This window comes from Duganella fentianensis (assembly GCF_964031615.1).
GTDB classification, from domain to species: Bacteria; Pseudomonadota; Gammaproteobacteria; order Burkholderiales; family Burkholderiaceae_D; genus Rugamonas; species Rugamonas fentianensis_A.
The window spans coordinates 1-14,173 of the sequence record NZ_CAXIQN010000019.1 but is presented as its reverse complement, the minus strand read 5'-3'; the positions used below and the strand labels follow the sequence as shown (position 1 = coordinate 14,173).

Here is a 14,173-nt window from a genome sequence, read left to right as displayed (position 1 = left end):
ATAGGTTCAAAGACCGCTGAAGTCTATGAATATAGTTTCTGAGTCGTCTATAAAAAAGCAGCTCAGATCCCTGAGCCTGCCGTTTCACCGGGATATTTCTGGGCTGCCTGCAACGCTTCGCAGGCCATCAGCGTGCTCAGATACAGTTGTCCATGCAGTTCGCGCAGCAAAGCACTCTGGCGCAGCCGGTCCAGCACGGGCCCTTTCACTTCAGCCAGATGCAGGCCCAGCCCGCGCTGCCCCATGCGCTGGTTAAGCTCGCCCAGTGCATACAGGGCGCTGGTATCGATCGAGCTGACGGCGCTCATCACCAGCACCAGATGGCGGGTTTGCGGGTGCAGCGCCAGTTCGTTCTCGATACGCTCGGTGATGGCTTCCATATTGCCGAAGAAGAGATTGGCGTCGATACGCAGCACCAGTAGTTCCGGCACGGTGACGGCCGGATAGCGCTCGATATTGCGGAAATGCTCGCTGCCGGCGATACGCCCCAGCACGGCGATATGGGGCCGGCTGGCGCGCCAGATCAGGGTACCCATGGATAGCGCCACGCCGACCAGCACGCCCGCCTCTACCCCCATGGCCACCACGCCCAGACAGGTGGCGCCCCATGCCAGCACGTCACCACGGTCATACTCCCATGCCGTGCGCAAGATGCCCAGATCGAGCAGGCCCAGTACCGCCACGATGATGGTGGCGGCCAGCACGGGCAGCGGCAGCAGCGCCAGCCAGCCCGTTGGCGCCAGCAGCGCACAGGCCAGCAAGGTGGCAGTAATCAGACTAGCCAGCGGCGTGTGCGCACCGGCGGCGAAATTCACGGCCGAACGTGACAGGCTCCCCGTGACGGGAAAACCGCCGGTCAGCGCGCTGGCGATATTGGCTGCGCCCAGCCCGATCAGCTCATGGTTGCTGACCAGTTTTTCGTTGCGCTTCAGGGCCAGCGACTGGGCCGCCGACATCGACATCAGGAACACGATAAAGCCGATCAGCAGACCCGGTTGCAGCAGGCTGCGCCAGTGCGGCGCCGAGGTGGCCAGATTCAGTCCGGGCAGACCAGCGGGTATCGCACCGGTCGTGCGCACGCCCTGCTCGGCCAGCGTGCTGCAAGCCATCAGCGCAATGCCGCCCAATACCACCAGCATGGGCGCCAGCTTGGCCGCGATATCGGCCAGCGTGGCCGACAGACCGCAGCGGCGCAGCAGCGTTGCCAGATACATCCGGGCCAGCACCAGCAGCAGCAAGGCGCTAACGCCCAGCATGGCACTGGGCAGATGGATCAGTCCGACGGGTGCGCCCAGCAGCGTATGCAGCTGGTCGTAGGCGATCAGCAGTGCCGAGCCGACCGTAAAGCCGTTCATCACGGGGCGCGAAAAGAAATTAGCCAGAAAACCCAGCCGCAGGAAGCCGCACAGTAGCAGCACGGCGCCGGACACCAGCGCCAGTTGCGCCGCCAGCACCACGGCCAGACTGGAACCGGCCGGCGCCAGCGGTGCGATCACGCTGGCCGTCATCAGCGAAATGATGGCCATGGGACCGACCGACTGCGTCATGCTGCTGCCGAACAGTGCGTAGACGATGGGTGGCAAGATACTGGCGTAGATGCCCACCACGGGCGGCAAGCCTGCCACCAGCGCATAGGCCGTGCCCTGCGGGATCATCATCATCGCCACGACGACGCCGGCAGAAAGGTCGCCCGCCAGATAGGCGCGCCGGTAGTGTCTCAGCCAATACAGCATAATTTATCCACGGTACTGAAAAAAATACCGCAAGACTACGCCATCAGCTGGCGCAGGTCTAGCGCTGCCTGCTGGCAGCGCCGCTGATACCGGCCTAGTCGGCCAGTTCGATGCAGCAGCGACCCACCCGTTTGGCGCGCTGCAGCGCCACATCCAGCCGTTCCAGCACGCCGGACACGCCGTCGTCGGTGCGGGTCTGGCTGACACTGAGGCTGATCACCACCGTCGCTTCGCTCGGCAGATCGGCTTCCATGATGGCCTTGCGCAGCTTCTCGGCCAGACGCATGGCATCGGCCGCATTGGTGTGGGTAGCGATGACGATGAACTGCTCGCCTTGCATACGGGCCAGCAGATCGGAGGTACGCAAGCGCTCCTTGACGATAGTGGCAACGGTGCGCAGCACGGCATCGCCCACATTGGAGCCATAGATATCGTTGTCGGACTGGAAGCCCACCACATCGAACGACAGCACGGCCAGCGGAATGCCATAGCGGCGTGCACGGCGCAGTTCGTGGTCGAGCATTTCCTCGCCGGCGCGGCGGTTGGCGGCGCCCGTCAGGCTGTCCACGGTGCTCATCTGCGACAACTGGCCGCTCAGTTCTTCGTTCTGGTGCTGCAGCGCGCTCATGCCGAGCGCGAAGCTGATGATCTGGGCCAGCCCCGTGAAGCAGGCAAACTGCTCGCGCGAGAACATGATGTGACGGTCAAACATCAGGCTGATCGCGCCGATTTCCGGACCGCCCGGCGCCGCACGCAGCGGCAGCGACAGCACCATGCGCACGCCGCGGTCATGCAGGGCCATGGCAAATTCCGGGTTACCGGCTTTTTCCGGCGCGTCCAGCAGCATCAATTCGCCACGCGCCACCGACAGCAGCGGCGGGAAGATATCGCGCAGCGGCGATTGCAGCAGACGGTCACGCCGCTGCAGCAGGCGGGCCAGATCCAGATGATTGCGCGATTCCTGCGCCACCAGTTGCAGATCGCCGCGCTCTTTCATGTGCAGCAGTGCCGTGTGACGTACGCCGGGGAAGTTGCACAGCGCCAGACAGATATGCGCAGCCATGGATTCCACCGGCTCGATCGAGGCCAGCGCACGCTGCAGACTGCGCTGCACGCCCAGCACATCGCGCAGTTCCTTTTCCTTGTCCAGCAATTGCTGCTGCAGGGCGGCAGCGGCATCCACCGGCTGTACCAGCGCCTGCGCCACGGCCTGACGCAGTTCGTCGTCGATCAGGGGACAGATGCGGTAGTCGAAATGGCCGAAAGTCATCAGTTCCGGCAGCCACGAGGTGTGGTCGAATGGGCACAGCACCAGCACCGGCGCGCCGGCACGGCTGCGGATCAGGGTGCCGATGCCGGCCAGTTCGTTCAGGTAGTTATAGCCGTTCAGGTCCAGCACCAGCAGGTCCGGCTGACGCTGGCCTAGCTGCTCCACCACCTGATCGACATTTTCGGTTAGATGCAACTGTGCAAACATTTCGCCGCACAGCGCCTGAAAGGCCATACGCTGGACGCTGTCCGTACTGAAAAACACGCCCGCACTTACGCTCCGACCCGCCATCTTGCACTCCTGCATCAACCAAAGAAATTAGAAAATTACAAACCCGTATAAGTTTGACACATCATTCACGAATAGCAATAAATTTTGTCTTTTAGATCAAAATATTTCCATGGAAACTTATTAGCCACGGGTTTTTTGTTGCTTTTTTGTGAACAAGGCCGCCCAGGGCGGCCTTGTACCAGCCTGCTGCTCGGCAGGCGTGCTGATGTAGAACAGACGGGGCAGGCTTGCGCCTGCAAGGGGTAGACGCTTAGCGCGCCTGACGGCGGCGTGCCGTCCAGCCCAGCAGGCCCAGACCGGCCAGCAGCATGGCATAGGTCTCTGGTTCTGGTACGGGCGTAATCGGATTACCGCCGGACGGTACGGTGGTCACCGTCAGCGAAGTCAGTGCGCCATTCGCGCCCATCATGGCGTGCGTGCTCACCGAGGAGTAGGTGTAATAGAAGGCCGAATTATTGAATGCCGAGAAATCCAGCGTCGTTGGCACAGTGTTGCCCGAGAACGCCAGACCGGTCGAATCGAACAGGCTGAGCGCCATCATCTGGCTGCTCTGGCCATTCGCGCTGACATTGGCGATGCCGAAACTATCGGCGCCGCGCAGCGCGGCGGCATTGTTAGCGACCTGCACGGTGGTGGTGTTGCTCAGCGTATCGGTCAAACCTAGTTGCTGGCTGCCGATTGCAGCGCTCAGCACATTCTGCGCTTGCGCAGAGGAAAACATAGTGATGCCGCCCACGTTCGTGATCTGAGCCGTCGCCGTATCGTAAGTAAAGTGGCCACTGACCACATCGCCCACCGAAATCGTATTGCCGCTCAGGTTGCTACTACTAACCATGCCGCCGGAGAAAGTCAGGGGCGAGAACTGCACCATTTCCTGGATCTTCGCGGTGAAATCGAACTGCAGCACAGCTGCATTTGCAGAACCAGCCATCGCCAGACCGGCCAACAACAGAGGTAATTTTTTCATCTTGAAAGCTCCAGAAATCGTGTAGATGCGACATTAAAACATTCACAATAACTGTTGTCAAGCGATAATTTAAGTTATCTTAAAGAAATTGAGTTTTATCAATGTAAAGTTCTTTAAGGAAATTTATCTGAGGGCTGTCAATACGTAAAAAAGGGCAGTTGCAGCAGTACGGTTACCCGCCCTGCCCCAACTGCCCCGCTCAGCCTACGCGCTGGCTTAGTGCGCTGCGTAGTACTGCTCTTAGTGCTGTGCCAACTGCTGGCCCGTTCCGGCCGGTGCCCAGCCGCCGCCCAGTGCGCGTATCAGTGCCACCGTGGTAATGGCACGGCTCCCGCGCAATTGCACGGCACTGCGCTCCACCGCCGCCAGATTGCGCTGCGCATCAAGCAGGTCCAGATAGCTGGAACGCCCTGCTGCATACAACTTCTGCGCCAGATCCGCCGAACGGCGCGCCGACACCAGTGCCTCATCCAGTTGCAGCGCCTGCGCCTGCAGGATGCGCAGACCGGCGAGGTTATCCTCTACTTCGGCAAACGCCTGCAGCACGCTCTGACGATAACTGCCCACCGATTCTTCCAGCGCCGCTTCGGCACGGCGGATATTGGCCGAATTACGGCCGCCATCGATCAGCGGCATCGACATCATGGCGCCCAGCACCCACGAACGGCTACTCCACTTGAACACCTCTGCCACCGTGCTGCCAGAAGCACCGGCCGCGGCAGCATTCAGGCTTAGTGCCGGGAACATGGCCGAGCGGGCCACGCCGATGCGGGCATTGGCCGCCTCCATGCCGCGCTGGGCTGCGGCGATATCAGGACGGCGTTCCAGCAGCGTCGATGGCATACCCACAGGAACCTCCGGCAGCAGTGCACTATCGAGCAGCGGACTATTCCCGGCCGTATAGCTGGCGGCCGGTCGGCCCAGTAGAACCGCCAGCGCATGCTCGGTGGTGGCACGCTGACGCTGCAGGCCGATGGCTTCGGCGCGGGCGCTCGCCAGTTCCGTCTTGGCGCGCGATAGATCGAATTCACCGATATCGCCCAGATCGAAACGACGCTGGTTGACTTTGACGTTTTCTTCGCGCGTCTGCACCGTGCGGTGCAAGGTTTCCAGTTCGGCGTCGGTGGCACGCAGACGGAAATAAGTCTGCGCCACATCGGCCTGCACCGCCAGCAGCACTGACTGATAAGTCGCTTCGATCGAAGCGGCATCGCTGCGCGCCGCACTGACATTACTCGATACTCGGCCGAACAGATCGACTTCATAGCTGGCCGTCAGGCTGGCATTGAAGGCTTTGGTGGGTGCCACCGGCGTACCGGCCGGCAGCCCCAGCGACAAGTCGGAAGCGCGCTGACGCTGACCGGAGGCACTCACCCCTACCTGCGGAATGCGGTCCGCTTCGGCCACGCCGGCAATGGCACGCGCCTGTTTGACGCGCGCAGCCGCCACCGCCAGATTGGCATTGGCACGGGTCGCGTCGTTGATCAGCACATTCAGTGCCGGATCATTGAACGCCAGCCACCAGTCGCCACGGGGCTGGGCTTCGGCCGCCTGCGCTGGCTGCCACGTGCTGCCATCGGCCGCCGTACGTACACCCTGGGTTTCTTTATAGGCAGCAGGCACTTCCATACTCGGCTGCTGGAAGCTTGGCGCCGCGCAGGCCGTCATCAGCAGCGCCGCCATGACAGGCGCCACGCCACGGGCAATCATTTGCAAAGTATTCATCTTAATGGCTCCCTTCCAGTTTTTCTGCTGCTGCCGGCAAGGCAGCAGGCTTTTTCTCCAGACGTACGGCCAGCGTACGCAGCAGCACATAGAACACGGGCGTCAGGAACAGGCCGAAGAAAGTCACGCCCAGCATGCCGCCAAATACAGCCACACCCATGGCATGGCGCATTTCCGAACCGGCGCCATGCGAGAACACCAGCGGCAGCACCCCCATGATGAAGGCGATCGACGTCATCAGAATCGGACGCAGACGCAAACGGCAAGCTTCCAGCGCGGCCTGCACGATGCTGCGGCCATGGTGTTCCAGTTCGCGGGCAAATTCCACGATCAGAATCGCATTCTTCGAGGCCAGCCCCACCAGTACGAACAGGGCGATCTGGGTGAACACATTGTTATCACCGTGGGTCAGCTTCACGCCCAGCAGTGCGCATAGGATCGACATCGGCACGATCAGGATCACAGCCAGCGGCAGAGTCCAGCTTTCGTACTGGGCGGCCAGCACGAGGAACACCAGCAGCACGCACAGCGGGAACACATAGATCATGGTGTTACCGGACAGGATGTCCTGATATACCAGCTCGGTCCATTCGTAGCCTATGCCCTTCGGCAGCACTTCGTTGAGGATCTTGGTCATCTCGGCCTGCGCTTCACCCGACGAGACGCCCGGTGCGGCACCGCCATTGATCTCGGCTGCCACGTAGGCGTTGTAGCGCTGTACCCGATCCGGGCCATAGCTATCCTTGACGCGTACCAGCGACGACAGCGGAATCATCTCGCCCTTGTCGTTACGGACTTTGAGCTGGGCGATATCCTCGGCGTGCGAGCGGAACTGCTGGTCTGCCTGCACCCGCACCTGATAGGTACGGCCGAACTGGTTGAAGTCGTTCACATACAGCGAACCCAGATTGATCTGCAGGGTCTGATAAATGGTCTGCAGCGGCACGCCCAGCTGTTTGGCCTTGGCGCGGTCCACATCGGCAAACAGTTGCGGCACGTTGATCTGGTAGCTGGAGAACACGCCAGCCAGTTTCGGGTTCTGCCATGCCTTCATCTGCACGGCCTGAATTGCCTTGTACAGTGCGTCGTAGCCTAGGTTATCGCGGTCTTCGATCATCACCTTGAAGCCGCCCGTGGTACCCAGACCATTCACCGGTGGCGGCGACAGCACCATCACGAACGCGCCTTCGATCACGCCCATGCGCTTATTGATTTCGGCGGCAATCGCTTCGGCCGATTCGCTAGGCTTGGTACGTTCCTCGAACGGTTTCAGCGGCGTAAACACGATGCCCGCATTCGGAGCATTGGTAAAGCCGTTGATCGACAGGCCGGGGAATGCCACCGAATCGGCCACACCGGGAATATCCTTGGCGATGTCCGACATCTTGCGGATCACGGCCGTGGTGCGGTCCAGCGAAGCAGCGTCCGGCAGCTGGGCAAAGCCGATCAGGTACTGTTTGTCCTGTGCCGGCACAAAGCCCGGTGGCACCAGTTTGAACATGAAGCCTGCGGCCACCGCCAGCACGGCATACACCACCAGCGAACCACCTTTGCGCTTGAGTACCGCCGTCACGCCCGTTTCGTAGCCATGCGAAGCACGGTTGAAGAAGCGGTTGAACCAGCCGAAGAAGCGGCCGAAGATACGGTCCATGATGCGGGTCAGACGGTCTTTCGGTGCGTCATGCGGCTGCAGCAGCACGGCCGACAGGGCCGGTGCCAGGGTCAGCGAGCTGAATGCCGAAATCACGGTAGAAATCGCAATGGTCAGCGCGAACTGCTTGTAGAACTGGCCCGACAGGCCGGACACGAAAGCAATCGGCACGAACACGGCGCACAGTACCAGTGCGATTGCGATGATGGGACCGCTCACCTCTTTCATCGCCTGTATCGTCGCATCATGCGGCGACAGGCCGTTGGCGATGTTACGCTCGACGTTCTCCACCACCACGATGGCGTCATCGACCACGATACCGATGGCCAGCACGAGACCGAACAGCGACAGCGTGTTGATCGAGAAGCCGAAGCCCAGCATCACGGCGAAAGTACCGACCACCGAAACGGGGACGGCCAGCAGCGGAATCACCGAAGCGCGCCAGGTTTGCAGGAACACGATCACCACCAGAGCAACGAGGATGATGGCTTCCACCAGCGTATGGATCACGGAACGGATCGATTCACGCACGAATTGGGTCGGGTCGTACACAATGCTGTATTCGACGCCTTCCGGGAAATCTTTCGACAGACGGGCCATGGTAGAACGCACGTCGGCCGACAGTTGCAGCGCATTCGCATTGGGCGCTTCAAAGATAGGAATTGCCACCGCCGAGTTATTATTCAGCAGCGAACGCAGCGCGTAGGAATTCGAGCCCATCTCCAGCCGTGCCACGTCCTTCAGCAGCGTGACCGCGCCGTCGTTATTGGTCTTCAGGATGATGTTGCCGAATTCTTCTTCCGTCTGCAAACGGCCCTGGGTATTCACGGTCAGCTGGAAGTCTGCATCCTTGCTCGGGCCCTGACCGATCACGCCGGCCGCCACCTGCACGTTCTGTTCGCGAATGGCATTCACCACGTCGCCCGCCGTCAGGCCGCGCTGGGCCACTTTCTGCGGATCGAGCCAGACCCGCATGGCATAGTCGCCCGAACCGAACATCTGCACCTCGCCCATGCCGGGCAGACGCGCCAGCTGGTCTTTGATATTCAGCACCGCGTAGTTACGCAGATACAGGTCGTCGTAACGGCCATTGGGCGAATTCAGGTGGACCACCATGGTCAGGTTAGGCGACGACTTGACGGTGGTCACGCCGATCTGGCGCACCTCTTCCGGCAGACGTGGCAAAGCACGCTGCACGCGATTCTGCACCTGCGTCTCGGCCTGCTCGACGTTGGTGCCGATCTTGAAGGTGACGGTCAGCGCCAGCGCGCCATCCGAGGTGTTTTGCGAGGACATGTACAGCATGTTCTCGACGCCGTTGATCTGCTCCTCCAGCGGCGCAGCCACGGTTTCGGCAATGATCTTGGGATTGGCACCCGGATACTGGGCGCGCACCACCACCGAAGGCGGTACCACGTCCGGATATTCCGAGATCGGCAGCTTGAAGATCGAGATCAGGCCGGCGACAAAAATAACGATCGATAGCACGGCCGCGAAGATGGGCTTATCGACAAAAAATCGGGATATGTTCATGAGTTCTTATTCCTTGCGAGTGCCAGTCTTGGCGATGGCAACTTTTTCATCCTTGGCAGTGTGCTTGTCGGCTTTGCCCGCATCCTTGCCAGCGTCCTTGGCCACTTCCTTGCCGGCAGGCGGCTGGGCACTGGCGGCCAGCGGGTCGACATCCATGGCCACCACGTTAGGCGTGATCGGGGCACCGGGGCGTACCCGCTGCAGGCCGTTGACGACGATTTTCTCGCCCGGCTTCAGACCATCACGCACCACGCGCAGACCATCGACTGTCTGCCCCAGTTGCACGGGACGGTATTCAGCCTTGTTGTCCTTATCCACCACGAACACGAACTTGCGGTTCTGGTCCGTGCTGACAGCGCGCTCGTTAATCAGCAGCGCCGGCTTGGCATTGTCGGAACCAACCAGCTGCACGCGGGCGAACAGACCGGGCACCAGCGCACCGTCGGCATTGTTCAGCGTAGCGCGCATACGCACGGAACCACTGCGCACATCGAGCTGGTTGTCGACAAATTCCAGCTTGCCTTCATGCGGATAGCCTTCCTCGTTGGCCAGACCGATCCGCACCGTGGCCGGTTTGCCCTGATGGGCCGCAGCACCAACGCGCAGATAGGTTTCTTCGTCGCCGTCAAAGGACGCATAGATACGATCCAGCGACACCACGGACGTCAGCACGGCCGACGCATCAACCAGATTACCCAGGGTGATTTCCGCTTTCGACACGCGTCCATTGATAGGCGACTGCACTTGCGTATAGCTGAGGTTCAAACGGGCCGCTTCGAACTGCGCCTGCGCTGCGCGGGCATCGGCATCCAGCTGTTTCAGACTGGATGCGCGTTCATCGTATTCACGCTGGGCGATGGCTTTATCGGCCAGCAGCTTTTCCGCACGGTTCAGTTCCAGACGGGCCAGATCCGCTTTAGCACGGGCCGAGCCGGCCGCCGCTTCGGCGCGATTGGCTTCGGCCTGGAATGGACGGGGATCGATCACGAACAGCACATCGCCCTTCTTCACCTGACTACCCGGTTTGAAGTTGATGGCGGTGATGAAGCCGCCCACGCGGGGACGGATCTGCACCTGTTCGATGGCTTCCAGACGTCCCGAGAACTGCTGGGTCTCGGTGACAGTTTTCTCCACGACCACGGCAGCCGAGACGGGCGGACCGCCGGCAGCCGGCGCTTCGGCCGTCTTGCCGGTAGCAGTATCGCAGCCGGTCAGGGTCAATCCGGTCACTGCGGCCAGTCCCGCCAGCGCCATGGCGGCGGCCAGTGGCCGGGCCTGGGCGGTCAAAAATTTAACGTTTTTCATTTTTATTCCTTTTTACATGAAAAAATTTAATAGAAATGGCGGCACCGGCCGGCTCGGATAAATCGCGAGAAAACACGGTACTAGCGCCCCGCCGGCAAGCCAGTGGGGACGTTTCGGTTACAACAGCAAGAGATACAGGGAGTGCTAGTCAGTCGCTGCGGTGTCAGCCCGTTCCAGACCAGCGATGAAGCTGGCGATTTCTCCCAGTGCGTAGCGTTTGCACGCACATTCGTTGCGCGCCCCTGTTTCGTGCAGGGGTGCAGGCGGCATGCGGGTGACGGTGGTTTTCACCCCGCAGCTCATTAACTTGGCGCCGTATTGTTCGGCCTCGTCGCGCAGCGGATCGTCCTCGGTGGACAGGATCAGCGCCGGCGGCAGATTCTTCAGACGGCTCGATTGCAACGGCGATGCATACGGATGGATGCGATCGGCCGCATTCGGCAGATAACCTCGGTAGGCGGCAGCGCAGGCATCGGCCACCTCCAGCAGCTCCTGCCCGTGCTGCATATCACGCATCGAGCAGGTGGACAGGCCGGGGTCCAGCATCGGCATGATCAGAATCTGGCCAGCCAGTGCCGGGCCACCCCGGTCACGCGACATCAGCGTGCACACCGCTGCCAGATTAGCGCCCGCTTCAATGCCGGCCACCACCAGACGTTTGCCACTCCAGCCTAGTTTGGCCTTGTTCTTCTTTACCCACAGCAGCGCGGCGTGAGCGTCTTCCACGGCAGCGGGAAACGGCTTCACGGCAGCCAGCGTGTAGGTACTAGCCAGCACCACGGTGCTGGTATTCTCGTCGGCCAGATGGCGCAGGAACAGATCGGCATCATCCAGATCGCCGCTGGTAAAGCCGCCACCGTGGAAGAACACGATCAGCGTGTCGCGCTTGCTGGCATCAGGCGCCACCGCATACAGCCGTGCCGCCAGATTGCCTTCGGCACCGCCCACCTGCAGATTGCGGATCTTCAGGTGGGCAGAGAACTCCGGCATGTCTTCCACGCTGACGCCCTTACCCATCACTGCACCTGTACGGGAGCAACGGCCAGCAGCGCCGGTTCCACGGAAGCCAGCGTAGTGCCGGCCGCCACTTCGGTCAGAGCGCGCACACCCGTCGCTTCGGCCTTGGCCGCCTGCGAATAGGCATCGGTCGTGACTACGCCGGCCAGTGCCAGCGACGTCAGCGCCAGTGCCAACGTAGCAAAAAATCCATCGCGATATTTCATGTGCATCTCCTTTCCTGAAGCTGGTTTTCCTTGAACAGTACGCACATGTTAAACATGATTTACAATCCAATAAATACGCATAAGTTGAATTGATTGTTCAGAATCCCGAACAATGAGGTGGATCGATGAATAAATTGCAAGCCATGGAAGTGTTTGTACAGGTAGTCGACGCCGGTGGTTTCACCCGTGCCGCAGAACACCTGCAACTGCCCAAGGCCACGGTTTCTACCCTGATCCAGTCTCTGGAGACGGCGCTGTCCGTCAAATTATTGCATCGGACTACACGACAGGTCAGCGTGACGGCGGACGGCGCCGCCTATTACGAGCGCTGCCTGCGCATACTGTCCGATGTGCGCGAAGCGGAAGAGTCGCTTTCGCGTACCCGCTTGAGCCCCAGCGGCCGGCTGCGGGTGGATGCTCCTACGGGGCTGGCCAGTTTGGTGCTGATTCCTGCGCTGCCCGAGTTCTTCCAGCGCTATCCCGACATCCAGCTCGAACTAGGCTGCAGCGACCGCACCGTAGATCTGATTGAAGAAGGCGTGGACTGCGCCGTGCGGGGCGGTGCACTGGCCGATTCCAGCCTGATTGCTCGGCGTGTCGGCATCCTCGAATTCATTACCTGCGCCGCGCCATCCTATCTGGCGACCTATGGCCGCCCCGCCCATCCGGAAGAACTCAAACGGCACCGCTGCGTCAACTATTTTTCTTCCCGCACGGGCAAAATCTTCGACTGGGATTTCGCCAAGGGTAACGAGCGGGTACAACTGCCCCTGCCCGGCCTGATCGCCCTGAACGACAGCAATGCCTATACGGCCGCCGGTATCGCCGGTCTGGGCGTGGTGCAGATGCCGCAGTTTATGCTCGAACCCATGCTCAAGGCAGGCAGTCTGGAACAGATCCTCGCCGACTGGCAGTCCGACCCGCTGCCCATCCATGTGGTGTATCCTCAGAACCGCCACCTGTCCGCCAAAGTCCGGGTATTTGTCGAATGGGTGGCCGAACTGTTTTCCAACCATCCGGGCATGCGCCTGCCAAAACTGGCGCCCGCTGCACGCCCGCTGACTGCCGAACTAGCCCTATAGATACGCAAGCCTATGAACGCACCACACAGCATCGTCTTTCTCGACCGCGACAGCGTCATCGCCAATATCCGCCGCCCCGCCTTTGAACACCGCTGGACCGAATATCCGGCTACCCGCGCCGGCGACGCCGTAGCGCGTCTGCGCGAGGCCGGTGCCAGCATCGCCATTACCAACAAGGTGCCGCTGCGTGCGGCCGATCTGGCCCAGTTGCCGGAACTGAAAATGATCGCCGTCGCCGCCACCGGCACCGACATCATCGATCTGGCGGCCTGCCGCGAACGCGGCATCGTGGTTTCGAATATCCGCAACTACGCCGTGCACACGCTGCCCGAGCATACGTTTGCCCTGATCCTTGCACTGCGGCGCCAGATCGTGGCCTACCGCGCCGATATCGAAGCGGGACTGTGGCAGAAGTCCGAGCGCTTCTGCCTGTTCGGCCACCCTATCAGCGATCTGGCCGGCAGCCGTCTGGGCCTGCTCGGTTACGGCGCGCTAGGCAAATCCGTGGCACAGATTGCGCGTGCGTTCGGGATGGAAGTCATCGTCCACACCCGCAGCCCGCTGGCCGATGCGGCCGCCGATGGGGTGCGCGAGGCCAGCTTCGACGAAGTGCTGGAAAGCTCGGACATTATCAGCCTGCACCTGCCGCTCACACCGCAAACCCGTGAACTGATAGGCGCCAGGGAGCTGATACGCATGAAGCGCAACGCCCTGCTGATCAACACGGCGCGCGGTGGACTGGTGGATGAAACGGCGCTGGCCGACGCGCTGCGCGCCGGCGTCATCGCCGGTGCCGGCTTCGATGTACTGGTACAGGAGCCGCCACCGGCCGACAATGTGCTGCTGAATCTGCGCCTGCCGAATTTCCTGCTCACGCCCCACTCCGCATGGGCCAGTACCCAGGCCATGCAGGTGCTGGTGGATCAGCTGATCGACAACGTGGAAGCATGGGTAGCCGGCGCACCGCGCAACGTGGTGGCCTGAGCCTGCGCGGCAACAGTCCCGCCACTTGCCGCAGCAGCAAAACAAAAAGGGCCTGAAGATTTCTCTTCAGGCCCTTCTCGTACGAATTTTGGTGCGGCTGGCAGGAATCGAACCCACGACCCCTTGGTTCGTAGCCAAGTACTCTATCCAGCTGAGCTACAGCCGCGAAAACAGGATTATAACAGCTTTTCCTATCTTGACGAAGTTTTCTGTGAAGTAATTTTGAAGAATTTCAGAATCAAAACACAGGTCTTACACTTATAGCAAAAGGGCCCGAAGATTGCTCTTCAGGCCCTTCCACTTACGAATTTTGGTGCGGCTGGCAGGAATCGAACCCACGACCCCTTGGTTCGTAGCCAAGTACTCTATCCAGCTGAGCTACAGCCGCGTTGTAGTTCACATTATAAAG

The 14,173-nt window shown here is 60.9% G+C and carries 10 protein-coding genes and 2 tRNA genes; 2 read left to right on the top strand and 10 right to left on the bottom strand.

All coding sequences use genetic code 11. The annotated features are described in order from the left end of the window. Positions 1-62: 62 nt before the first annotated feature. From sulP to ABNT42_RS12670, 8 genes are all read right to left on the bottom strand, one after another. Positions 63-1,733: a sulfate permease gene (gene sulP / locus ABNT42_RS12705; RefSeq protein WP_348697465.1), complete on the bottom strand. Its 1,671-nt coding sequence runs from the start codon at positions 1,731-1,733 to the stop codon at positions 63-65. A 94-nt stretch (positions 1,734-1,827) separates the two neighbouring features. Next, positions 1,828-3,294 (bottom strand): diguanylate cyclase, encoded by a 1,467-nt coding sequence (locus tag ABNT42_RS12700; protein WP_348697464.1) that lies wholly within the window; start codon positions 3,292-3,294, stop codon positions 1,828-1,830. 250 nt (positions 3,295-3,544) lie between these two features. Next, entirely contained in the window at positions 3,545-4,261 is a 717-nt protein-coding gene (locus ABNT42_RS12695) for an FxDxF family PEP-CTERM protein (protein WP_348697461.1), read from the bottom strand. 240 nt (positions 4,262-4,501) lie between these two features. Beyond that, a complete protein-coding gene (locus tag ABNT42_RS12690) occupies positions 4,502-5,986 on the bottom strand; it encodes an efflux transporter outer membrane subunit (protein WP_348697460.1) in 1,485 nt (494 codons plus the stop codon). Between the two features lies 1 nt (position 5,987). Beyond that, on the bottom strand, positions 5,988-9,170 hold the full coding sequence (locus ABNT42_RS12685; protein ID WP_348697459.1) for an efflux RND transporter permease subunit: 3,183 nt from the start codon (positions 9,168-9,170) through the stop codon (positions 5,988-5,990). Between the two features lie 6 nt (positions 9,171-9,176). Continuing rightward, complete coding sequence (locus tag ABNT42_RS12680; RefSeq protein ID WP_348697458.1) at positions 9,177-10,475, bottom strand: efflux RND transporter periplasmic adaptor subunit; 1,299 nt, start codon at positions 10,473-10,475, stop codon at positions 9,177-9,179. 144 nt (positions 10,476-10,619) lie between these two features. After that, positions 10,620-11,492 (bottom strand): alpha/beta hydrolase, encoded by an 873-nt coding sequence (locus ABNT42_RS12675; RefSeq protein WP_348697457.1) that lies wholly within the window; start codon positions 11,490-11,492, stop codon positions 10,620-10,622. After that, positions 11,492-11,698: a hypothetical protein gene (locus ABNT42_RS12670; protein WP_348697456.1), complete on the bottom strand. Its 207-nt coding sequence runs from the start codon at positions 11,696-11,698 to the stop codon at positions 11,492-11,494. The genes ABNT42_RS12675 and ABNT42_RS12670 overlap by 1 nt, the downstream gene beginning before the upstream one ends. Before the next feature lie 125 nt (positions 11,699-11,823). On the opposite strand from ABNT42_RS12670, the gene ABNT42_RS12665 reads away from it, so the two are divergent. Both ABNT42_RS12665 and ABNT42_RS12660 read left to right on the top strand, forming a co-directional pair. Next, positions 11,824-12,780, top strand: a complete 957-nt coding sequence (locus tag ABNT42_RS12665) for a LysR family transcriptional regulator (protein WP_348697453.1) — start codon at positions 11,824-11,826, stop codon at positions 12,778-12,780. A gap of 12 nt (positions 12,781-12,792) precedes the next feature. After that, positions 12,793-13,764: a D-2-hydroxyacid dehydrogenase gene (locus ABNT42_RS12660; protein ID WP_348697451.1), complete on the top strand. Its 972-nt coding sequence runs from the start codon at positions 12,793-12,795 to the stop codon at positions 13,762-13,764. Between the two features lie 89 nt (positions 13,765-13,853). Here ABNT42_RS12660 and ABNT42_RS12655 read toward each other — a convergent pair. Both ABNT42_RS12655 and ABNT42_RS12650 read right to left on the bottom strand, forming a co-directional pair. Next, positions 13,854-13,930 (bottom strand) — tRNA-Arg (locus tag ABNT42_RS12655). 145 nt (positions 13,931-14,075) lie between these two features. Continuing rightward, positions 14,076-14,152: transfer RNA gene (locus tag ABNT42_RS12650), tRNA-Arg, on the bottom strand. Positions 14,153-14,173: the final 21 nt, after the last annotated feature.